Genomic DNA, 23,523 nt, shown 5'->3' on the forward strand with positions numbered 1-23,523 from the left:
TATTACTTTATTGACAAATTAATGCGTAAACCAGAAAACTGGCCAGCCAATGACTGCCCATATAATCACTACCTAACACCTGCTCTTTAGATGAATTGATATGCTCATCACCTATTTTGTTTAGATGATTTAACTTTTTAGGCAGCTTTTTAGCAATATTGTAAAGACACCATGCTCTAGAAAAATTTAATCCATCCAAATGAACAAGTTTACCGTCTGTTCTATCCAACACTTTTCCGGGTTCTAAAGTAAATTCACTATCAAACAATTGGGGCATAAAAGATTCAAGCCATTTTTTAAAATCTTTTTCATCAAGCACTTTTGACATAAGTTCTGCTTCTTGCAAACAAGGAGATATAAAATCAAACCCACTTGGCTCCCAGCTAATTGGGCAACCATTATCAGAGAGATAAAAATCTTTAGCCCTTTTGATTATCAATTCTTCAAATTCTTTATCACCAATTTCTCTTGCATAATCCAGGGCGAAGGACAACCCAAAAGCTGTATTGGTGTGTTCACCTACTCTGATTGGATAAACCATTTTTGGTAAAAATGTCTTATAATTTTTGACTATTTCATCTACCAAGGATTGTAAATTTTCAGACAATTTATGAGTGGAATTGTGCTTTGATTTTTTCAATTCAACTTGTAGTTTTAATATCCATGCCCAACCATAAGTGCGTTCAAAAGATTTATTGAGTTTTGGCATAAAATACAGTAATTCTTTCTGAACTTTAGGAATCTGAAACTGTTCATCAAACAAATCAATCACCTCTTTTTCAAGCGTTGTTCCAGGATACTTATTCAATAAACTCGCTAGTAGCCAATGACCGTGTACAGAAGAATGCCAGTCAAAACATCCATAAAAAATTGGGTGCAGTTCACTTGGTGATTGCAAATGAGAAGAGTCTGTTAATGTTTGATTGAGTTTGTTTGGATACTCCTTATGGATACATTCTATGGGAACTTTTGCCAGTTTATACATCTTTTCATATGAAGTATCTACTTGTCCAAAAACAGTTTTAAGCCCAACAGCAAATACAAAAAATAAAATCCTTTTCATACCATAAAGTTAATAAGCTAAGTAATACCAAAATGCATCTTATATTTGTAGAAACTTCCCTTGAAGATGAGCCTCTTTAAAAAATTATTCGGTGGAACTAAGCTTGAGCCTATAGACTTGAGCATTATAAAAACAGACCTTCACTCTCATCTTATACCTGGGATTGATGATGGATCAAAAAGCATGGAAGACAGTTTAGCCATGCTTAGAAAATTCAAATCACTTGGTTACCAAAAGGTAATTACCACACCACATATAATGATAGATTATTATAAAAATAATCCGGAAATTATATTGGGTGGTCTTGAAAAGGTAAGGGAAGCCTTGAAAACCGAAAACATAGACATTGAAATAGAGGCTGCAGCAGAATATTATTTGGACCCACATTTTGAAGAGCTTATCGCCAAAAAGGAACTATTGACTTTTGGTGATAATCATATATTATTTGAGCTTTCATTCATGGAAGAGCCTCCAAGGGTAAAAGACACTATTTTTTCTTTAATAACTGAAGGTTACAAACCCATTTTGGCTCATGTAGAAAGATATCCTTTTTATCATAGTAAATGGGACATTATAGAAGAGCTTAAATCAAGGGATTGTTTATTACAATTAAACATCAATTCATTATCCGGACAGTATGGTCCACAGGTTAAAAAGATGGCTGAACAGCTTATTGAAAAGGAACTTATTGATGTTATTGGCTCAGACTGTCATCACATGGGACATTTAGAGATGATGGACGGACTGAGAACCAATAAACATTTGCATACCATTGCCTCAAAAACCAATCTTTTAAATAAGACTTTATAAACAGCTTCAATTCCACTCTTCGGAAAAAGCTGTTCATTCACCGATATTTTCGTACAACTCATCCAAATGGACAAACAAAAGCTACTCACTATTAGTATCTTAGGGTAAGAGCTACGGACGAGTAGCCGCATTAAAACGAGATACATTTTTCATCATAATATTTAAGATAATCTATTTATAGATTGAGGTTCAAAAGGGAAAAGAAGGCTACCAAGACAACGGGTAGCCTTTTTTATTTCATTCTTATTTCAAAAGATGTCATTCAACGAGTAAATTTTGCAACTTATCTGAATTAGATATTAAGACAAGTTGATGCTACCTATATTTGAATTGTCACAAGGAAACAATGTGACATTTGAATAGAAAAGTATACAACAAAAATATTTAAGATTATCTTTTTATAGATTGAGGTTCAAAAGGGAAAAGAAGGCTGCGTGACATCACTGCAGCCTTTTTTATTTGTATCAATTTTCACCTAAAATATCCATGGATGTCATTCAACGAGAAATCATAACAACTCATCTGAAAATCAAAAATTAATTAAAGATCTACCCTTAAATTTGAAGTAGTTATTTGAAAGAAGGGGAAGTGATGCTGTTTCCGGCAAAACTTTAAAAAATATTTAAAATAATCTTTTTATAGATTGAGGTTCAAAAGGGAAAAGAAGGCTGCGTGACATCACTGCGGCCTTTTTTATTTGTATGCATTTTCAACTGAAATATTCTTAGATGTCATTCAACGAGAAATCATAACAACTCATCTGAAAATCAAAATTTAATGAAGGATCTATCCTTAAATTTGAAGTAGTTATTTGAAAGAAAGGGAAGTGATGCTGTTTCCGGCAAAACTTTAAAAAATATTTAAAATAATCTTTTTATAGATTGAGGTTCAAAAGGGAAAAGAAGGCTGCTCAGATTGGGTAGCCTTTTTTATTTTGAAGTATTTAAAACCTGATAAAGAGCATTTTTATCCATTCACCGAGATTTTTTTACAACTCATCTTAAAACATAAAAAAATTCAAATAAGAGTAAGTAAATTGATATCAGTTAACCGCTTTGGGATTATGTGCGGAAAACCGAAATAACTCTAAAACATAACATAATTTATCTTTTTATAGATTGAGGTTCAAAAGGGAAAAGGGCTGCGTGACAAACTGCAGCCTTTTTTGTTTTTTTACTTATTAAGTTCTTGCTTAACGATATCTGAAATTACTTTACCATCAGCCTTTCCGTTCAACTGCCCCATTATTGGTCCCATTACTTTACCCATATCCTGAGGTCCGCTAGCTCCAACTGCTGCAATTTTTTCTTGCACTACTTTTCTAATTTCATCCTCTGACATTTGCTCCGGCATATATGCGGCAATTACTTCAGCTTGAAATTTTTCATCTGCAGCTAAATCTTCTCGTCCTTCTTTGATATACAAATCATAAGTATCCATTCTTTGCTTGTACAATTTCATGATGACTTTATTCTCTGTATCTTCTGTAACTTCTCCTCCTCCACTTGTTGCTTCTAATAGCAGTTTAGATTTAATATCTCTTAATGCAGCTAACTTATCTGCCTCTTTGGCTTTCATTGCTGTCTTGATGTCTTCGTTGATTTGTTCTGTTAAACTCATTTGACTTCAATTTGAATTTGAAGCTATAAAGTTCACCATTTTGAAATTAATGATGGTTCTTTTTGTGCAATTTAATTCTCACCATTGTTCCAGAAGCTCCATCTGCCCTATTTGTTATTGCAAAATCACCTTCCTTATAAAATTGAGCATTATATAGCCTGATTCGATCTTTGATAATAGACAATCCATACGAAGCGGATGTTTTATACTTTGATGGCTCATTGGCTTTATATCCTTTTCCATTATCAATTAAAACAACTTCAAAATGATCTGAGTTATCAATAATATTGAGTGTAATCTCTCCCTGGTAATTTACATCCTTTAATCCATGTACTATAGCGTTTTCAATTACCGGCTGTAAAAGCAATGCGGGAAAAGCAATCCTATTGACGTCATGTTCTGCATTAACATTGACAACAAAATCTATATTACCCCCGAATCTCTTATTTTCAAGATTAACGTAAAGTTTCAAGAAATTTATTTCCTCCGCCAAAGTCACAAATTCTTTTTTGGCAAAATCCAATGACATTCTAATCAAACTTGCAAAATCAGCAAGGTAATTTAGGGCTTCTTTAGAATCCTTATTGGCAATGTAATTTTGGATAGAATTAATAGTATTGAATGTAAAATGAGGATTCATTTGAGAAATTAGAGCCTTTAACTCTAGTTGTACTTTATCAATTTCAAGTTGTTTTCTGTTTTGAATTCTTCTTAAAAAATAAATAAATAATAAAACAACTACCCCCAAAGTAGTCAAAGCAAAAATCCCAATTGCCCACCAGGTTTTTTGCCAGGGTGTAAGAATTTTCAATTCAAGTGAGATTGGCTTACTATAATCTCCTTGGAAATAAGAACGCATCAATAATCTAAACTGACCACTTTCATAATTGGGTAGATTTAACTCACTTCCATTTAAATTTTTCCATTCAGATGACTCATTATCAATTTTATATTGATACTTAATTCCTTTTTTATTGTAATAAGACATTTGATTGAGGTAAACAACAACTTGTTGGTTTTCAATAAATTCAATTTTATCATAAATGTAAGTTGTAGTAACTCCATCCACTTTAATTGAATCAATACCTAACAAATCATCATTTAGGAATTCACCTTTAGTCAAAGCATCTTTGTGGAAATAACTTACTCCCAATTTTGATGCAACATATAATGTATCATTAAAAAGATAAATCGCATTAATTTCATTATCAATCAAACCAGTAGTTTTAGTATAAGAATATACATCAACATTCTTTTGATGTTCATCCACTAAAACATGATTTAAGCCCATATTTGAACCCACCCAAAAACTTGAATCGTTCTCAACAAAAATTGTATTAATGGCGGAAGAAAGTAATCCTTTTGTTTGATCGAGATTAATTGTATGCCCCTCTTCATAAAACACAACGCCTTCTCCTAATGTCCCTATTAAATATCCTCCTCTGAATGCTTCAATTTGATTCATTGTGGAACGAAGCAAGGGATTTAATGTATCAAGATGAGATAGCTGAGCGTCTTTGAATGCATAAAGTCCACTTTCTGTAGCAAGAAGAGCACTGTCTGGCGTTACTTTTATAAGATCATTTAATTTAGGAACCTCTAATCTAACTTGCTCTATTTTATCATCTTTCACCTTATATATATAGGTTTTATCTACAAACCAATTTTGCCAAACACCTTTTGATTGATATAATGCTGAATTGTTTAATGTATAATAATATAAGGCACCGGTATCTGACCAGTGATGAAATAAATCCGGAAGATCACTCAGTTCTTTTCGGGAAAAAATTTCTTGAACAGTTCTAAATTGATCCAATATCATTGTTTCACCAGATTCCCTATTAAGTAAAAAGGCTGAATTTCCCATTTCTGTAATTAACACATAATTGCTATCAACGTAAACCTTTTTAATGGCATCATCAATTGGTTTGATTAGTGGAAATTTATGAATGTCAATAGATGGTGCATAAAAAATACCGGAAGTACCGGTTGTTACCCATAAACCTTTATTGTCATCCAATATCATAGAGGTAACTTGCTCACTTTCCAAAAATGTATATTGTAATTCTAGTTCTCTTGAAAAAACTTCTACTCCTTTTGAAGTTCCTACGTAAATCAAATTGTCAAAGACCTCTACTTCATATCCCAAACTTTGTAATCTGGCTGATTTAATCCCTTTTTTAGACACTTCCAATAACAAGTCGCAAAACAATATATAAGAAATTTCCTCACCGTAATATGAGTCTGAAATCCCCAATCTGTCATATGCAATAGTGCGTTTATCAATTTTTACTGAATATTTTTTTTGTTCATGGTAAAGATTATCCAGCACATACAATTCTCCGGGAGACTCAAAATCATCATAATATCCTGCGTAAAATGAATGATCTATCTTCTTATTAAATATTTCTACACTGAGAAAAATATCAATGTTTTCTCCAATTCCTTTTGATATTCTATCCGGATTGTATGCTGCACCTCTATAATTTATACTCCCGTTACCATCTTCATCAATTATGTATAAGCCGGGTCTTTCTTTGGAACTGAAATAAAATCTATCCAAAGAGTCCCTCCAAATACTTCTTATATAATACTTTGAATCAATTAAATGATTTATATCCTCATTATGTCGGTATGGTTCAAAAACAACATCAGTGGCAGTTGGATCAAACCAGTAGATGTGATTCTTGGTATCATTAAACCACACCTTGTGATTGTTTTCTGGATGAAACCTGAAGATTACAATATTTTCAAGACCATCACTATTAGTAAACACCTTAAAATCAACCCCATCAAATCTAACTAAACCACGATCTGTAGCAAACCATAGATAACCATTAATGTCCAAGTAACTATCGTGAATTTCAGTTGTAGGCAAGCCATCATCTACGCCGTAATTTCTGAACACAAGCTCTTGACCAAACAGGCTAAAGCCGTTCATTGCAATTACAATGCACAACAGATATTTATAAGCATTATTCAAAACTTGGTAAATCTAAAAAAGAAAAGCCGTCCTAAGGACGACTTTTCTTTCGTTTTGGGTATTTTCAATCTCTACAATAGTATTTTTATAATGTTAAATCGTATAGATTCTATAAATCGTCTATTGTTTGAGCAAAGATAAATACTAAAACAGTGCACCAAAAACTGTAAAAAGCTAATGGACATTATATTTATTTAATGGTAGTTAAATTGATTAAATGGTAAACTTATCCAATGCAGATCTTTTTCTTCTGGATACCGGTAAAGTGGTTTGATTCTTTAAAATAAGCTCTCCTCCATTATCTGTAGAATAACGCTCAACGTGTTTCATATTCACAATAAAAGACTTGTGAATTCTAATGAATTGATCTTCATTCAGTGAACCAACAAAAGACTTAAGCGTTTTGGCGGTAGTATACTTTTTATCTACACAAAACACTGTTGTATAGTTTCCACTACCTTCAAGATAAATTATCTCATCAATTGTAAGAAATAACATACCGCCTTTATCTGCAATAGCTATTGTTTCCTGAGATTGCTTTTTTTGAACCAGATCAGACAAGAGTTCTTTTATGTCTAACTCTTGTTTTGGAGCCGTTTTGAATTTGTCAAGAATATAGGTATAACACTCTTCAAGGGAAGCAGGAGAAATTGGTTTAAGCAAATAATTAATAGCGTGATACTTGAATGCCTTGATGGCATACTCATCATAAGCTGTTGTAAACACCAGGTGACCATTAAACCCTCCTAATTTATCAAGCATTTCAAATCCATTTAGCTCAGGCATATTGATATCTAAAAACAAAACATCCGGTTCAATTTGATTAATGAGTTCGATTCCCTTAATTGGATTATCCGCGACGTAGACTTCTTTGATACCCGGACAGTACGTTTTTACAAGATTCTCCAGTAATTCGCGAGCATTTTGCTCATCATCCACGATCAAAGCAATCATTTCCATAATTAGGTCTCTAAGGACTCTAAATATATTAAACTTTATTGGTTTAAACCTTTTAAACCGTGGAACTCAGCTATTTCAATCAACTCCTACTCACATTTAAACATTGTTGATCAGTTAGTTACAATAAAAAATCCCCGAGCGCTGCTTCTCGGGGATTAGATAAATTTATATGCTGCTAAAATTTACCTCGAATATCTAGTCAACGTTATCGTGTAAAAACGAATTGTTTTCTTTTAACTCAATTTTGCGTTGTCCATTCTCATCTTCTTCTCCTTCAGACAAAGTGAATTTACTCATGTTATCTTCTGAAGAGTGAGGAGTATCTTCTAATTCAATCTTTTTACGCTTGTACGCCGGCTCTTTTTCCAGATCCGTGATACCTTCAGCTGATTTCAACTTAGAAGTGTAAGACTGGATTCTCTCTAATCTTTCTTTAGCTTTTTGAGACTGCTCTTCTGGAGACAATATCGTTTTAGCTTCTACAGATTCATTGTAAGCAACTTCTTCATCTTCTAACTCATCAGTTAGATAATGTTTAATTACTTCCTCATCCTCTTGATTTGCTTCAACGTTATTATCAGTAGCCATTTCAGTTTCTTCCATGGCATTTAGTTCCCAATTAATCTCAGCTTGTTTAGAAACTTCCTCCTCATCTTTCACGATTAAGAACGGTTCGTCCTCATCTTCTTCAACTTCCATTTCAGCATTTACTTCATCCATACTTTTAGTTTCTAAAGTATTAGATTGTGTAGGAGAAGTAATTGGAGAAGTGATCATTGTAGGAACATTATCATCTTCTAAATCAACTACTTTTTTCTCAGGTGCTCTTTCAAAACCTGTAATTGGTGAAGAATTGAACCCTGTAGCAATAACTGTAATTGAAATGGCATCACCTAAGGACTCATCATATCCATGTCCCCAAATCACATCAGCCGTTGCTCCTGCTTCATCTTGAATGTAATCAGTGATATCACCAATTTCATCCATTAAAATTTCGCTATTACCATATGTGATATTCAGCAACACATAAGTAGCTCCTGAAATATCATTATCATTCAATAAAGGTGATGACAATGCATTTCTTACAGCATCTAAGGCTCTGTTTTCACCAGTTGCCTGAGCAGATCCCATAATCGCTACACCAGAATCTTTCATTACAGTACTAACATCATTAAAGTCAACATTGATCATACCTGTAACAGAAATTACTTCAGCAATTCCTTTAGCTGCAGTTGCTAAAACGCCATCAGCCTGAGCAAAAGCATTTCCTAAAGAAAGATTACCAAACATCTCTCTTAATCTATCATTATTGATGATCAATAAAGTATCAACATTTTGTCTTAACTCTTCCAAACCTTCTTCAGCTTGCAACTTTCTTTTTCTACCTTCAAAAGCAAAAGGTACAGTTACAATACCAACTGTTAGGATATCCAATTCTTTTGCCACCTTAGCAATCACAGGAGCTGCACCAGTACCTGTACCACCACCCATTCCGGCAGTTATAAATACCATCTTGGTGTTTTTTGCAAGAATTGATTTTATATCGTCAATATTTTCAATGGCTGCATTTTTTCCGATTTCAGGAATTGCACCGGCACCACGACCTTCAGTAAGGCTTTGGCCCAATTGAATTTTAATCGGAACAGGAGAAATATCTAAAGCCTGTTGATCGGTATTACAAATAACGAAATCAACACCTTTGATCCCTTCATTATACATGTGATTGACTGCGTTTCCTCCACCGCCTCCTATTCCAATCACTTTAATGATCGAGGATGAATCTTTTGGCAAATCGAACTCCATAATTGTTGTTTTTGGTTTGTTGTTGTTTACACTTACAAACTAAGTTGCAGGTGCATTAAGTTTTTTCTTATTAATCTTCATCTTCTTCTTCGAACCAGGCTCTACTCTTAGTAAGAATCTTGTCAAAGAAGCTTCCTTTTCTTTTAGTTGAATGGTTTTTGGCTGCATTGAATTTATCCTCCACTTCAGTATTCATATAGCTATTATGTTTGAAGCCTTGGATTACTAATCCAATACCTGTGGCATACATTGGGCTTGTAATATTATCTACCACAGTAGATGACGCCAAATGCTCATTAGGATAACCAATTCTTGTATCCATTCCGGTAATGTATTCAAACAGTTGAGTGATATGCTTTAATTGTGCTCCTCCACCTGTTACAACAATACCTCCTATCAATTTTTTCTCGTATCCAGAGTTTTTGATTTCGTAATAAACGTGCTCAATAATTTCTTCCATTCTTGCCTGGATAATTGCTGCCAGATTACGAATTGAAATTTCTTTAGGATCACGCCCTCTCAATCCAGGAATACAAACCACTTCATTATCCTGACATTCTGAAGCTAAAGCTGAACCAAATTTTTGTTTCAACTTCTCAGCATGTCTCTTCATGATGGTACATCCTTCTTTAATATCTTCAGTGATAACGTTTCCTCCAAAAGGAATAATTGCAGTATGTCTGATGATTCCATCCTGGAAAATGGCAACATCTGTAGTACCACCTCCTATATCAACCAACACTACTCCTGCTTCTTTTTCTTCTTCTGAAAGAACAGCTTCTGCAGATGCAATTGGCTCAAGGATTAACTCATCAACCTCTAAATCTGCTTTATCAACACATTTTTTAATGTTTTTAGCTGCAGCAACCTGACCCGTTATAATATGGAAATTAGCTTCCAATCTTACTCCGGCCATACCTATAGGATCTTTAATTCCTTTTTCGCTATCAACAATATATTCTTGCGGCAATACATGCACGATTTCTTCTCCCGGCTGCATCACCAATTTGTACATATCTTCAACTAAGGCATCAATGTCTTGTTGTGAGATTTCTTTATCTAAATCATCTCTCATCAACATTCCTCTGTGTTGCAAACTACTAATGTGTTGACCTGCAATACCAACATTGACAACACGAACAGTTAAATCGCCTTTAGCTCTTTCTTGAGCCAACTCAACTGCTGCTTTAATTGAATGCACAGTTTTTTCAATGTTAGACACTACACCTCTAGTAACTCCAACACTTTCGAATTTACCCATTGATAAAATCTCTATTTTACCGTGTTCGTTTCTACGTCCAACGATACAAGCGATTTTAGTGGTTCCGATATCTAATCCTACAACAATTTCTGCCATATCTTTCTTTAAAAAGACACTAGATTTTGGACATTAGACTTTTGATTTTGATCAAGGTCACAGTCCTCACCTGCTGTCAACATTTTTTAATCTTATCTTTTAGAGCACACTACCTGGCTCTTATACATAATGTTAATTGTATCGTAATTCTCCCAGCCAACTCGGTTAATACCCTCTGAGTAGAAATACTCTAACTTTTTAAACTTCCCGGCTATTAACTCAGCCTTTCCAAACATGATCCGTTGATCTCCTACTCTCGGAATCAACTCAAACTCTTTATACTCATTGATGTGAATATGAGTAATTTGAGCAGAGAGACTCTTATCTAAACAAACATAATTTGAAATCGCGTACAAATCATCTAAGATTTCAATAGTTTTCAATGAATCATTGTTGATTATGTCGTTAACATTCTTGGAATAGTCCTCTTCATTAATATATCCATCAACGGTTAAAACATGTGCTGTATAGTTGGTAGACAAAGGCATTAACGTACCATCATTATCTAAATAACATGAAGAACCATTTTGATTAAAAATCCGAGCTATAGGTCTTCTTAAAACAACATCTATCTGCCATTCACCTCCCAAAAACGAATACACTTCGGCCGATTTAATTTCAGGCATTTCATTTAAAACCTGTTCTATTTTTTCAAGCTCAAGCAAAGTATAAGTTTTGTCATCACCCACTAGGTTTCTATCTTTTAATCGCTGCACGATATCATCCTGCGTCAAGAATACCATATCCTCATACACCTCAATATTAACCAAAGGTACACCTACAATTCTTTCATCATGAGAATTATCCACAAAACTCATCATTACACCCACAAGTATGAAGAATACAATCCACAAGGTATTTTTGAGCCAGCGTTTCATCATGAATAAAGTTGACTTATTGGTTCAACAATAGTATCTATATCACCTGCTCCAAGAATGCAAATCACCTCATTATCTCTATCTTTTATTGTATCAACAATAGTGCTTAATGAAGACATTTCTTTATCATCTAAGTTCACCATCTCCAACAATACTTCAGAGGTTACGCCTTCAATAGGTAGTTCTCTTGCCGGATAAATTGGTAATAAAAACAACTCGTCCGCCAATCCTAAAGCATCAGCAAATCCATCCATAAAATCTCTTGTTCTGGAAAACAAATGAGGCTGGAAAATGACAGTTATTTTTTTGTTTGGATAAAGCTTTTTGACAGATCTTAAAAAAGCATCAATTTCTGTTGGATGATGAGCATAATCATCAATCACTACTATATCTTCTTTTCTAACTCTAAAGTCAAATCTTCTTTTAACACCTTTAAATCCGGCAAAAGCTTTTCTAATTATTTCTTCAGGTACACCTAATTGGATGCATAAACCAAAAACAGCTGTTGCATTCTCAGCATTGTGTTGACCAGGCAAACCAAACTCTACATTTCTGTAAATATCTGCCATACCCAAAATATCAAAATAAAAACGACCGTTTTCGTACTTTAAAGCATGTAATCTGTAGTCACTTCTATTCTCAACTCCATAGGTAATGATTCTTAAATCATTTTCAAATTCAAATTGATCAAGGTCAATACTAGAATTAATAATCAATGTTCCGGGATACTTCATTAAATTGATAAAATCATTGAATGACTTTATTAAATGACTTCCGTCTCCATAAATATCCAGGTGATCTGAATCAATAGAAGTGATAATTGCATAATTAGGACTTAAGTTCAAAAACGAACGATCAAATTCATCCGCCTCCACAACTATTCTATGCGACTCAGGATTTAATATAATATTTGAGTGATAGTTGGTTGAAATCCCTCCTATAAAAGCATTACATTTTTCTTCAGTTAGATTAAGAACATGCGCTAAAATGGTAGAAGTTGTTGTTTTCCCATGGGTTCCGGCCACAGCAAAAGTTTCAAACTCATCAGAGATAATCCCCAAAGCTTTGGCTCGTTTTATCACATTAAAATGATGTTCTTGAAAAGCCTTTAACTCACCAAATTCTGCAGGAATGGCCGGTGTATAAATTATCAAAGTATCAATGTGTGAATACCAATCCAAGACCTCAAGTCCTTTATCTTCATAATGAACCTTAATTCCTTCAGATTCTAACTGTCTGGTAAGTTCAGTACTGGTTTTATCGTAGCCCTCAACCTTTTTACCTTGAGAATGAAAATATCTAGCCAGTGCAGACATACCAATCCCACCAATTCCAATAAAATAGACGTTATTTATTTGATTAAAATTCATTTTATATAGTATCGAGTATTAAGTAGTCAGTATCAAGTTTTCCAGAACCATCAAATTGTACTTTACCCTCATTACTTTACTAGCTTTTCAATTTCATTTAATATTCTATCTGTAGCATCTGCAATTCCCATTTTCAGGATATTTTGCGACAGTACTTTACCCTTATCTTCAGACTTCATTATTTGGATAGCTTCATCCACCAACTTTTCTCTGGCCTCAACATCTTTTACTAAAACAGCCGCATCCTCTTTTACTAAAGCCATTGCGTTTTTAGTTTGATGATCTTCTGCCACATTAGGAGAAGGAACAAGAATGACCGGCTTCCCAATCAAACAAACTTCTGAAACTGAAATAGCACCGGCTCTTGAAATAATTAAATCAGCAGCTGCATATGCATGATCCATATCAAATATGAAATCTGAGAAATATATGTTTTCACTTTTCAATTCATCCACAAATGGTTGTAATTGATTCTTATAAAACGAACCACATTGCCAGATCAATTGAAAATCATTGTCCAGTATTTTTTGAATATCCTTTTGTATACTTTCATTCAATGTTCTTGCACCCAAACTTCCACCAATCACCAAGATTGTTTTCTTATTAGGATTTAAGTTGTATCCTTTGAAAGCCGATTCACGCTTGCCTTCAATTTGAACAACTTCTGCCCTTACCGGGTTTCCTGTTTTTACAATCTTTTCTTTTGGAAAAAATCTATCTAAATGATCATAGGCAACACAAATAGTTTGCACCCTTTTACCCAAAATCTTATTCGTCACACCAGGATATCCATTTTGCTCTTGAATAAGGGTAGGTATTTTCATTTTAGATGCCACACGCAAAGTTGCCGCACTGGCATATCCTCCAACTCCAATTGCAATATCAGGCTTAAAGTTTTTAATAATCTTTTTTGCCCTGCGCAAGCTTTGGATCAACTTAAATGGAACAGCCAAATTTTTTAAGGACAGTTTTCTTTGAATACCTCTAATAGGTAAACCAACAATCTTATAACCTGCCTTTGGCACTTTTTCCATTTCCATTTTGCCTTCTGCGCCCACAAACAAAATTTCACAATCAGGATATTTTTCCTTGATTTTGTTTGCAATAGCGATAGCCGGAAAGATATGCCCTCCGGTTCCACCTCCTGATATAATTACTTTACGCAATGGCATTTTGAGTTTCAGTTATAGTGTTTAATTCATTGTCAGGTTTATCTGACTTCTTTTCCTTCATTTGCTCACGACTTATGCTTAGCACAATTCCAAAAGCAATACAAGTAAACCATGCGGATGTTCCTCCCATTGAAAGCAAGGGCATATTTTGACCGGTAACAGGCATCAACTTGGTACTTACCATCATATTAACCATTACCTGAGACATCATCATCACCCCAATTCCAACCGCCAGATAAGTAGCGAATTCTGATTTGGCGCCAATAGACGTTTTAATAATCCGATAAAAGAGCCACATGTATAGCATGATGACCACAACGGCCATCAATAAGCCACCTTCTTCAATTAAAGCTGCAAAGTAAAAATCTGCATAAGCCTCCGGAATGTACTGTTTTAACACACCATTACCCGGACCTTTGGGAACTGCTCCATTTTTAATGGCAGCCAGGGCATTATTTACTTGCATATTTTTATTAGGATCCACTTCTCCTTCATCTGCAAAAGCATTTACAATTCTACTTCTCCAGGTATCTACCCTTGGCAAAGCCTCTGGATAAGCACTTGAGACTAACAAAAGGAGCGAAAAAATGAGTGTAACTCCACCCATTGAAAGAAAGATCCATTTAAAAGGAAACTTGGCCATGATCATCATCACAAATGCCAACAAACCAATCAACACAGCAGTGGATAAGTTTGATGGTAAAATCAAGAACATGGTTAAACCAGTTGGCAAAAGGATATACTTAAAAACCGTATTAAAATCATTGAAATCTTTTTCTCTTTTTACGAGCTGTCTGGCTAAATAAATAACAAGTGCCAGTTTTGCAAAATCTGAGGTTTGAAAAGAAAAAGGTAAAAACGGAATTTTTAACCAACGATCTGCCCCATTTACACTTTCTCCCATAAACATGGTAAGCACCAGTAATACAATAGAAATGTAAAAGAGGATTTTTGACAATTTTGAAAAAACGCGTACCGGGATCTTGTGCACGATATACATGATCACAAATCCCAATCCTAGCAGAATAAGATGCTTGAAAAACAGGTATGAATAACTCATCTCTTTAGTTTTAACCAGAATTGGAATAAAACTAAATACCGAGACAACAGACAATATACCGAGCACTATTGAAAGTACCCAGATATTCTTATCACCTCCGAGATATTTAAACAAGTTTTTCATCTTATTTTAACCCATATAATTAAAGTGCTCTTACAGCAGCTTTAAACTGAGCTCCTCTATCTTCGTAATTCTCAAATAAGTCAAATGAAGCACAAGCAGGAGACAACAAAACTGTTTGTTTATCTTTTGCTAAACGGTACCCCATAGCAACAGCTTCTGCAGCCGAACCTGACTCAGCAATAACATCAACAGAACCAGCAAATGCTTCTTTGATTTTTTCGTTATCAGTTCCAAGGCAAACAATTGCAGTAACTTTTTCTTGTACAAGCGGAATCAAAGTATCATAATCATTTCCTTTGTCCACACCACCAACTATCCAAACTGTTGGTTTTTCCATGCACTCTAAAGCATACCAAGTAGAGTTTACATTTGTAGCTTTTGAATCATTAATGAATTCAATTCCATTAACTTTTGCTACAAACTCAAGTCTGTGTTCTACATTTTTAAAGTCAGACAAACTTTCTTTGATTGACTCGTTACGGATTTGGATAATTTTTGACGTAATCCCTGACGCCAATGAATTTTGGGTATTGTGTTTACCCTTCAGAGATAAATCGTGAATCGACATAATAAAATCTGGTTTTTCGTCTTCTTTTTCAGATGACAGGTTAATATTGATTTGATTGTTGTTTACGTATCCAACCATCCCACTTGATTTCTCAATTGAGAATGGCGCCATTTGAGCTTTGATGTCTCTTTTGGCTATTTCCTCCATAATGATTGGGTCATCCGCGTTGTACACGAACCAATCTTCTGAAGTAAGGTTTTGAATGATGCGGAACTTTGAATTCACATAGTTCTGCATTTCATAGTTGTATCGATCAAGGTGATCCGGAGTGATGTTTAATAAGACTGCCACATCAGCCTTAAAATCATACATTCCATCCAATTGAAAAGAGCTGAGCTCAACCACATAATAGTCAGCCTCATCTTCAATCACTTGCCTTGCCAATGATTCCCCAACATTTCCGGCCATTGCCACATTTAATCCTGCATTTTTTAGGATATGATGTGTCAACATAGTAGTTGTTGTTTTACCATTACTTCCAGTAATGCAGATCATTTTTTTTCCAGTGTAATAACCTGCAAATTCAATTTCCGACACAACAGGAATTCCTTTATTAATTGCATCTTGAATTAGTTGAACTTTTTCAGGAATTCCGGGACTCTTAACTATTAAATCTGCTGAAAGAATTCTATCAACTGAATGACCACCTTCTTCAAACTCAATAGCCGCATCAGTCAATTCTTTTTTATAAGAATCTTTGATTTCTCCCTTATCTGAAACAAAAACTGACATGCCTTTTGCCACGGCAAGTAAAGCTGCTCCGACACCGCTTTCACCGGCACCTAGAATTGCGATATTTTGGTAATTGTTGTTCATTTATCCTCCTTGATAAGGACACTTCGAAAGCCTCAGTGTCCTTATCGTCAGGTTTTTGGTTTGTTGTTGTAGTCTTATCTTAATTTCAGTGTCACTATGGTCACTACCGCTAGTATCACTCCTATTATCCAAAAGCGGGATACAATTTTTGCTTCATGCATTCCCTTCTTTTGAAAGTGATGGTGCAAAGGCGCCATCAAAAAAATTCTCTTTCCTTCTCCGTATTTCTTTTTGGTGTACTTAAACCAACCAACCTGCATCATTACTGACACATTTTCGATTAGGAAAACACCACATAAAACAGGGATCAATAATTCTTTTCTGATAATAATTGCGAAAGTGGCTATGATACCACCGATTGCTAATGAACCGGTATCACCCATGAATACTTTTGCAGGGTATGAGTTATGCCATAAAAACCCGATACATGCACCCATAAATGCCGTAATAAAAATTACAAGCTCTGAAGAGTATGGGATATACATTACACCCAAATAATCTGCAAACTCAATGTGACCTGATACGTATGCAAAAATCGCCAAAGCAATACCGATTATTGCGGATACACCGGTAGCTAAACCATCCAATCCATCTGTCATATTGGCGCCATTAGAAACTGCCGTAACTATGATAATTACAATTGGAATAAATAATAACCATCCAAATTTTTTGTGATCATCTCCAATAATCCAGTTGTAGTTAAACTCATTTGATTTAACAAAAGGAATAGTAGTAGTCATATCCTTTGTAACTACATACTTTGTCCCTTCCGGAACATTTTGGTGCTTATGAGAAACATCCTCACTATTAGCAACAACTTTGTCAATTGGCACATTTTCATGCACCTGAACATCAGGATGGAAATAGATGATTGCTCCAACCACACTTCCAACAAAGATTTGACCGACAATTTTAAACTTTCCGGCTAAACCTTTTTTGTTCTTTTTAAACACCTTGATGTAATCATCAATGAATCCTATCAAGCCAAACAAAACAGTTGCAATCAACATGGTGATCACATAGATATTATCCAGTTTAGCAAATAATAAGGTTGGAATCAAAACAGAAGCAAGAATGATTAAACCACCCATTGTAGGTGTTCCTTCTTTCTCTTTTTGACCTTCTAAACCAAGATCTCTTACTGTTTCACCAACTTGTTGTTTTCTTAAAATATTGATAAGGCGATTACCAAATACCATGGAAATCAATAGTGAAGTAATAATTGCCATTGCCGATCGGAATGAGATATAATCAAAAACTCCGGCTCCTGGAAAACCTAATTCATCTAGATATGTAAATAGATAGTATAACATTACTTATTAAGGGATTTAAGGGTTTCTTTAAGCGTTTCAAAGTCATCAAATGGAAATCGCTCACCATTGATTTCTTGATATTTTTCGTGACCTTTTCCGGCAATCAAAACGATATCACCAGGCATAGCCAATGAACAGGCCACTTTAATCGCTTCTTTTCTATTTGTAATCGACAAGGCTTTTGCTGTTTTCTCAACAGGAATACCTTGTTTCATTTCACCAATAATTACTTCAGGATCTTCTGATCTTGGATTGTCAGATGTCAAAATCACTTTATCAGACATATTAGCCGCAATCTCTGCCATTAAAGGACGTTTAGCCTTATCTCTATCTCCACCACAACCAACAATTGTCAATACCTGTTCATTTTTTGTTCTAACATCTTGAATAGTAGACAAGACATTTTTTAATGCATCAGGCGTATGCGCATAATCCACAATACCTATGATATTAGTTTCTGACTGCATGTATTCAAATCTTCCTTCAACAGCTTTTAGCTTGCTCAACGAAGTCAACACTTCTACTTGATCTAAACCTAATTCACAAGCAATAGCATAAACCATTACGATATTATAAGCATTGAACCCACCTACCAACTTAGTCCACAACTCCTGATTATTGATGTTCAACACTAAGCCGGAGAATGAATTCTCAATCACCTTTGCTTTGTAATCCGCTACATTTTTTACCGCGAAAGTCAACACCTTTGCTTTTGTATTCTGAACCATTACTAATCCATTGGCATCATCAACATTTACAATAGCCTTAGCATCACTATTCAAGTCATCAAAAAATCTCTTTTTAGCCTGGATATACTCTTTAAATGTCTTGTGATAATCTAAATGATCATGCGTGATATTGGTAAACCCGGCCATATCAAAATCAAGCCCTGCAATTCTTCTTTGATGAATCGCATGTGACGAAACTTCCATGAAACAGAACTCGCATCCAGCATCCACCATTTCTCTCAACAGTTCATTTAAAGCAACCGGATTAGGAGTTGTATGAGTTGAAGGAATCTCTGTTTTATTAATCTTATTTACTACGGTAGAAAGCAATCCTGCAGCATAACCCATATCCAAAACAAGATCATGCAACAATGTTGTCGTAGTTGTTTTACCATTAGTTCCGGTAATTCCAATCAGTTTAATTTCTTCAGAAGGATTGTCATAAAAGTTAGACGCCATGATCCCCAATGCATCAGCAGAATCTTTAACGACACAATAAGTAATTGTATCGATTAGATTTTCAGGAAGCTTTTCACACACTACAGCAATTGCTCCTTTTTCAACAGCAGCACCTATATAGTCATGACCATTTACATGCGCGCCATCAACAGCCACAAACACGTTACCAGCTTCAACACTTCTTGAATCGAACTCAATTTTGTTCACTTCAATTTGTGTTGAACCATGCGTTTCTAGCAAAGCAGTTTTGTACAATATATCTTGTAGTAATTGCATTATTTTAGCCCTATCTCTATTTGATTTCCTTTAATTAATTCTGTTCCAGGCAAAACAGATTGCGTAACCACTCTTCCCTGCCCACGATATTTTACTCTTAAGCCTAAATTCTCCAATAGATATACCGCATCATTTAGAGGCATACCTTTCACATCCGGCACTTTATTTCTATTGACTTTTTTCGGTTTTAAAGTCACCTTATCAGTACCATTTCCAGACAACCATTCTGCTCCTTGAGAATTATCAGCAAAATCTACATTGGTAAAAGCTAGCGCAGTAGCGGTTTCAACATTGCTTCCATACTTTACCTTAGGCACAGTAGCAAGCGGTTGATTTTCCTTATTGAAATCTATATGATACTGCATTGAAGAAGAATAAACCTTGTCTGCAATTGCAGAAAACACAGTTCCCGAAACCTGCGCACCATAAATCTGTTTGGTAGGTCCAGCAATAGAAACAATACATGAATACTTAGGCTCATCTGCCGGAAAATAACCGACAAAAGACGCCTGATAATCTTCACCATATCCAAGGTTTGTATTAACCAAACGAGCCGTTCCTGTTTTACCGGCAATGTCAAAATTTGAAGATTGCAACATTTTACCAGTTCCATTTTTAACCACACCTTTTAAGCACAACTTCAACTTTTCAAGCGTATTGTCAGAGCAAATTTTCTCTTTCAACACCACCTTATCGTACTCCAACACTGTACGATTACCCATTCTTACCTCTTTCACAAACTGAGGTTTAATCAACTCACCATCATTTGCTACTGCATTATAGAAAGCCAGAATCTGCAACGGCGTTAACTCCACCTCATAGCCAATTGCCATTTGAGCTAACGTAATCCCTGACCATCCATCTTCTCCTTTATTTTTAATTACAGGAAATGGCTCACCAGCTATATCCAAACCAAGGGTATCTGCTAAACCAAATGACTTTAAACGGTCAACAAACTTTTGAGCATCACTGTAATAGGCATCATAAACTATTTTTGAAAAAACATTTGAAGAAACTTCAAAAGCTTCACGTACAGTTATTTTTCCGTAACCACCTTCATGCGAATCTTTAATGGTATGATCGTAAAAATGATACTCTCCATAAGCACCAACCACATCATCAATTGTCACTTTCCCATCCTCTAACAAAGCCATTAATGAAGCTAACTTAAAGGTAGACCCAGGATCTGTTTTTGTTCCTACCGCATGATTGTACAACTCATAATAACCGCCATCATCTCCCTTAGTAAGATTAGCAATTGCCTTAATGTAACCGGTTTCAACCTCCATTAAAACCACTGAACCATAGGCAGCATCCTGATTTACCAATTGGTTTCTCAGCTCATTCTCTGCTACTTCTTGAATATTAACATCAATAGAAGTAACTATGTCTGCGCCCGGAACAGGATCTTTTAAATTATCAGCACTTATTGGCTTCCAACTACCGTTTACCCATTGCTTGGTTCTTAAACCATATTCCCCGGCTAAATATTTGTCAAAAGCTCCTTCTAACCCAACGGGACGAGCACCCTCTCTTGTATATCCCAAGGTTCTTTTAGCTAAAGCACCATTAGGCAATTGTCTCACAAACTCATCCTCTACAATAAATCCACCTTTATATTGAGATTCTCTAAGAATTGGAAAAGTTCTCAACTGTTGTAATGTTGTGTATTTCACCTTATGTTGAATCAAAAGATATCTACTTGAATCAACCCTTCCTTTTCTCAGGTATGACTGCCACTGCTGCTCAGTTCTTTCTTTAAAAAGATTAGACAAATTATATGCAAGCGAATCCACCTCTTCAAACAAATTATCCGACATTACAGTCATATCAATATGCAGATCATACAAGGGTACAGAAGTAACCAGATCACTACCATCATCTGCCAAAATTCGACCACGTTGAGCGGGAATCGAATCCACAATCACATCTAGAGACTCAGTAGAATCTGCAGACAAAGGAGCATCTTCCACAACATCCCCATATTGTATATTTACCACACGCACCAAAACAATCAACATCACGATTGCAACCAGCACATATAACACATACGACTTAATTAATATTTGCTTGTCTTTACTCACTCTTCAAACAAGTACTTTTTTACTCTAATTTTCTTTGGAGATGTTCTACTCTCACTCAGCCCACTACTCTCCAACTTCACCTTTATTTGCCTTCTTCCCTTTTTTGAGATATACTCACTACTAAGGGTGTAATACTCAGAATTCAACTCTCCTAATTCTTCTTGCAACCTCACCTCTTTTTTAGTCATAGTCTCTCCGTAATAACCCCAGCCAATCAACAACACCATCAACAAAGCCACATAAAAAGTGAAAGGCAAATTCTTGATAAACCAATCCTTTGTCAAAAACTCACCACTCATGATTTGAGCAATCACTCTTCCTCTCGGCGTTCCGGATTTTTTCTTTTTTCCGGCTACCTTTTTAGAAGAATCATTTACTTTTAACTCATCTACAGTATCTTGATCTATGTATTGATTTGAACTCATGTTCTAACAGCTACTCTTAATTTTGCACTTCTAGATCTTGGGTTTCTCTCTATCTCTTCTGCCGTCGGAATAATTGGCTTTTTTGTAATTGCTTTCAAAGGAACGTTTGCCACACCAAACACATCAGTTTCCACTTTTCCTTCAAAATTTCCGGCACGAATAAAATTTTTGACTAATCGATCTTCGATAGAGTGATAAGAAATCACCACCAGCTTACCTCCAGGTTTCAACACCTTCACAGACTGCTCTAACATCTCCATCAAAGCCCCCATCTCATCATTCACCTCTATTCTGATTGCTTGAAAAACCTGTGCTAAAAACTGATTCTTCTTTTTTGGAGGAACCAAATTTTCTAGCATTTTCACCAATTCACCGGTAGTTTCAACTTTATTTTTCTTTCTTTCTGAAACAATAGTTGTAACAACCCTCTTCACATTTTTCAGATCAGCATAAGCATTAAAAATTCGATACAATTCAGCCTCAGGATAATCATTTACCACTTTAGCAGCAGTTAAACGAGACTCCTGATTCATCCTCATATCAAGCGCTCCATTTTCTCTAATTGAAAAACCTCTTTCACCTACATCAAATTGATGAGAAGAAACTCCCAGATCAGCCAAAATTCCGTCTACACCCAATAAATCATAGAACTTGATAAAATTGTATAGGAATCGGAAATTGGCTTCCACAAAGATCAAACGGCTATCATCTACCACATTCTGAATCGCATCCTCGTCCTGATCAAAAGCAACCAAAACCCCTTCATTTCCTAAACTCTTCAATATTTCTTTGGAATGCCCTCCACCGCCGAACGTCACATCCACTACGACACTGTCACTTTTAATATCTAGCGACTCAATCGACTCATTAAACAGGACCGGAACATGATACTCACTATTCAACATCTTCATCTCCGATATCGCCCATCACTTCATCTGCCAAATCAGAGAAATCAGCCATATTTTCATCCATCATAGCCATATACTCTGCTCTGTCCCAAATTTCAATCCTGTCATTGTAGGCGGTTAGCATTACTTCTTTCTTCAATCCTATTCGCTCCATCAAAGCTGTAGGAATCAAAATCCTACCTGCATTATCCAAAGTCAATTGCTTGGCTCCTTGATGAAACAAACGGTAAAAACGACGGTTCTTTTCTTTGAAAAGATTCAGCTTAGCCAGACGAGCGGTCACCTTCTCCCATTCATTCATTGGATAAAGGGTTAAACAGTTCTCAAAACCCTTATTTACCATGAAATTCTCCTGTGCAGATGGCTCCAATTGCTTTCTCAGACCCGCAGGAAAAAGAAACCTTCCTTTCGCGTCCAATTTGCATTCATATTCTCCGACTAAACCTGCCATTTTATTCCTAATAGTTTGCTAAAATAGATATTAACCTCCCACAATTTACCACAATTATCCCGAATGTTAATAACTTCAAGCATGTTAATTTCTTTTAATAACACAAAAACTTTTATTAGTTACCGTATTTACTGGTATTTTTCAGATATAATACTTGGTGGTAAAAAGTGGGTATTCAAAAACTAATTGTTGAAAACTTGAGCGCAACATCCAGAAAACATTGGAAAAAGAAATGCTCAAAAAGTGATTCGCACTACACTTAAAAGCATAAAAAAATACCCGTGTAAAAAAGTGGG

At 35.2% G+C, this 23,523-nt stretch carries 18 protein-coding genes; 1 reads left to right on the top strand and 17 read right to left on the bottom strand.

The genetic code is table 11. The annotated features are described in order from the left end of the window. Positions 1-7: 7 nt before the first annotated feature. A complete protein-coding gene (locus K6119_RS07395) occupies positions 8-1,063 on the bottom strand; it encodes a DUF2891 domain-containing protein (RefSeq protein WP_221837536.1) in 1,056 nt (351 codons plus the stop codon). Positions 1,064-1,129: 66 nt separating this feature from the next. Between K6119_RS07395 and K6119_RS07400 the strand changes: the two genes are divergently transcribed. After that, the gene (locus K6119_RS07400; RefSeq protein ID WP_221837540.1) at positions 1,130-1,873 is read left to right on the top strand and encodes a tyrosine-protein phosphatase; all 744 of its coding nucleotides are present in this window, start codon (positions 1,130-1,132) and stop codon (positions 1,871-1,873) included. Positions 1,874-3,046: 1,173 nt separating this feature from the next. Here K6119_RS07400 and K6119_RS07405 read toward each other — a convergent pair. The 16 genes from K6119_RS07405 to mraZ form a co-directional block, all read right to left on the bottom strand. Then, positions 3,047-3,493 (bottom strand): GatB/YqeY domain-containing protein, encoded by a 447-nt coding sequence (locus K6119_RS07405; protein ID WP_221837543.1) that lies wholly within the window; start codon positions 3,491-3,493, stop codon positions 3,047-3,049. A gap of 46 nt (positions 3,494-3,539) precedes the next feature. Continuing rightward, entirely contained in the window at positions 3,540-6,434 is a 2,895-nt protein-coding gene (locus tag K6119_RS07410) for a sensor histidine kinase (protein WP_221837547.1), read from the bottom strand. Between the two features lie 255 nt (positions 6,435-6,689). Further along, positions 6,690-7,436, bottom strand: a complete 747-nt coding sequence (locus K6119_RS07415) for a LytR/AlgR family response regulator transcription factor (protein ID WP_237828127.1) — start codon at positions 7,434-7,436, stop codon at positions 6,690-6,692. Between the two features lie 195 nt (positions 7,437-7,631). Further along, on the bottom strand, positions 7,632-9,239 hold the full coding sequence (gene ftsZ, locus K6119_RS07420; RefSeq protein WP_221837553.1) for a cell division protein FtsZ: 1,608 nt from the start codon (positions 9,237-9,239) through the stop codon (positions 7,632-7,634). 70 nt (positions 9,240-9,309) lie between these two features. Further along, a complete protein-coding gene (ftsA, locus tag K6119_RS07425; protein WP_221837555.1) occupies positions 9,310-10,596 on the bottom strand; it encodes a cell division protein FtsA in 1,287 nt (428 codons plus the stop codon). 92 nt (positions 10,597-10,688) lie between these two features. After that, positions 10,689-11,477 (bottom strand): cell division protein FtsQ/DivIB, encoded by a 789-nt coding sequence (locus K6119_RS07430; protein WP_237828128.1) that lies wholly within the window; start codon positions 11,475-11,477, stop codon positions 10,689-10,691. Beyond that, positions 11,474-12,844, bottom strand: a complete 1,371-nt coding sequence (gene murC, locus K6119_RS07435; RefSeq protein WP_221837561.1) for a UDP-N-acetylmuramate--L-alanine ligase — start codon at positions 12,842-12,844, stop codon at positions 11,474-11,476. Before murC ends, K6119_RS07430 begins: the two co-directional genes overlap by 4 nt. Before the next feature lie 71 nt (positions 12,845-12,915). Next, positions 12,916-14,016: an undecaprenyldiphospho-muramoylpentapeptide beta-N-acetylglucosaminyltransferase gene (gene murG, locus K6119_RS07440; protein ID WP_221837565.1), complete on the bottom strand. Its 1,101-nt coding sequence runs from the start codon at positions 14,014-14,016 to the stop codon at positions 12,916-12,918. Beyond that, a complete protein-coding gene (locus K6119_RS07445) occupies positions 14,003-15,199 on the bottom strand; it encodes an FtsW/RodA/SpoVE family cell cycle protein (protein WP_221837567.1) in 1,197 nt (398 codons plus the stop codon). The genes murG and K6119_RS07445 overlap by 14 nt, the downstream gene beginning before the upstream one ends. A 19-nt stretch (positions 15,200-15,218) precedes the next feature. Further along, on the bottom strand, positions 15,219-16,583 hold the full coding sequence (murD, locus tag K6119_RS07450) for a UDP-N-acetylmuramoyl-L-alanine--D-glutamate ligase (RefSeq protein ID WP_221837570.1): 1,365 nt from the start codon (positions 16,581-16,583) through the stop codon (positions 15,219-15,221). Between the two features lie 74 nt (positions 16,584-16,657). Then, positions 16,658-17,896 (bottom strand): phospho-N-acetylmuramoyl-pentapeptide-transferase, encoded by a 1,239-nt coding sequence (gene mraY / locus K6119_RS07455; protein ID WP_221837573.1) that lies wholly within the window; start codon positions 17,894-17,896, stop codon positions 16,658-16,660. Then, positions 17,896-19,359 carry a UDP-N-acetylmuramoyl-L-alanyl-D-glutamate--2,6-diaminopimelate ligase gene (locus K6119_RS07460; protein ID WP_221837576.1) on the bottom strand — a complete coding sequence of 488 codons (1,464 nt, stop codon included), beginning with the start codon at positions 19,357-19,359 and terminating at the stop codon, positions 17,896-17,898. The genes mraY and K6119_RS07460 overlap by 1 nt, the downstream gene beginning before the upstream one ends. After that, positions 19,359-21,443: a penicillin-binding protein gene (locus K6119_RS07465; protein WP_221837579.1), complete on the bottom strand. Its 2,085-nt coding sequence runs from the start codon at positions 21,441-21,443 to the stop codon at positions 19,359-19,361. The genes K6119_RS07460 and K6119_RS07465 overlap by 1 nt, the downstream gene beginning before the upstream one ends. After that, on the bottom strand, positions 21,440-21,868 hold the full coding sequence (locus K6119_RS07470) for an FtsL-like putative cell division protein (RefSeq protein ID WP_221837582.1): 429 nt from the start codon (positions 21,866-21,868) through the stop codon (positions 21,440-21,442). Before K6119_RS07470 ends, K6119_RS07465 begins: the two co-directional genes overlap by 4 nt. Then, positions 21,865-22,773, bottom strand: coding sequence for a 16S rRNA (cytosine(1402)-N(4))-methyltransferase RsmH (gene rsmH / locus K6119_RS07475; RefSeq protein ID WP_237828129.1), 909 nt, complete (start codon positions 22,771-22,773; stop codon positions 21,865-21,867). The genes K6119_RS07470 and rsmH overlap by 4 nt, the downstream gene beginning before the upstream one ends. Beyond that, entirely contained in the window at positions 22,763-23,227 is a 465-nt protein-coding gene (gene mraZ / locus K6119_RS07480) for a division/cell wall cluster transcriptional repressor MraZ (protein WP_221837588.1), read from the bottom strand. The genes rsmH and mraZ overlap by 11 nt, the downstream gene beginning before the upstream one ends. Between the last annotated feature and the right edge of the window lie 296 nt (positions 23,228-23,523).

The organism is Paracrocinitomix mangrovi, assembly GCF_019740355.2.
GTDB lineage: Bacteria > Bacteroidota > Bacteroidia > Flavobacteriales_D > Crocinitomicaceae > Paracrocinitomix > Paracrocinitomix mangrovi.

Excerpts from the sequence above, each read along its gene's own strand:
- K6119_RS07395 (WP_221837536.1), bottom strand. The coding sequence starts at position 1,063 with ATGAAAAGGATTTTATTTTTTGTATTTGCTGTTGGGCTTAAAACTGTT.
- K6119_RS07400 (WP_221837540.1), top strand. The coding sequence starts at position 1,130 with ATGAGCCTCTTTAAAAAATTATTCGGTGGAACTAAGCTTGAGCCTATA.
- K6119_RS07405 (WP_221837543.1), bottom strand. The coding sequence starts at position 3,493 with ATGAGTTTAACAGAACAAATCAACGAAGACATCAAGACAGCAATGAAA.
- K6119_RS07410 (WP_221837547.1), bottom strand. The coding sequence starts at position 6,434 with ATGAACGGCTTTAGCCTGTTTGGTCAAGAGCTTGTGTTCAGAAATTAC.
- K6119_RS07415 (WP_237828127.1), bottom strand. The coding sequence starts at position 7,436 with ATGGAAATGATTGCTTTGATCGTGGATGATGAGCAAAATGCTCGCGAA.
- ftsZ (WP_221837553.1), bottom strand. The coding sequence starts at position 9,239 with ATGGAGTTCGATTTGCCAAAAGATTCATCCTCGATCATTAAAGTGATT.
- ftsA (WP_221837555.1), bottom strand. The coding sequence starts at position 10,596 with ATGGCAGAAATTGTTGTAGGATTAGATATCGGAACCACTAAAATCGCT.
- K6119_RS07430 (WP_237828128.1), bottom strand. The coding sequence starts at position 11,477 with ATGATGAAACGCTGGCTCAAAAATACCTTGTGGATTGTATTCTTCATA.
- murC (WP_221837561.1), bottom strand. The coding sequence starts at position 12,844 with ATGAATTTTAATCAAATAAATAACGTCTATTTTATTGGAATTGGTGGG.
- murG (WP_221837565.1), bottom strand. The coding sequence starts at position 14,016 with ATGCCATTGCGTAAAGTAATTATATCAGGAGGTGGAACCGGAGGGCAT.
- K6119_RS07445 (WP_221837567.1), bottom strand. The coding sequence starts at position 15,199 with ATGAAAAACTTGTTTAAATATCTCGGAGGTGATAAGAATATCTGGGTA.
- murD (WP_221837570.1), bottom strand. The coding sequence starts at position 16,583 with ATGAACAACAATTACCAAAATATCGCAATTCTAGGTGCCGGTGAAAGC.
- mraY (WP_221837573.1), bottom strand. The coding sequence starts at position 17,896 with ATGTTATACTATCTATTTACATATCTAGATGAATTAGGTTTTCCAGGA.
- K6119_RS07460 (WP_221837576.1), bottom strand. The coding sequence starts at position 19,359 with ATGCAATTACTACAAGATATATTGTACAAAACTGCTTTGCTAGAAACG.
- K6119_RS07470 (WP_221837582.1), bottom strand. The coding sequence starts at position 21,868 with ATGAGTTCAAATCAATACATAGATCAAGATACTGTAGATGAGTTAAAA.
- rsmH (WP_237828129.1), bottom strand. The coding sequence starts at position 22,773 with ATGTTGAATAGTGAGTATCATGTTCCGGTCCTGTTTAATGAGTCGATT.
- mraZ (WP_221837588.1), bottom strand. The coding sequence starts at position 23,227 with ATGGCAGGTTTAGTCGGAGAATATGAATGCAAATTGGACGCGAAAGGA.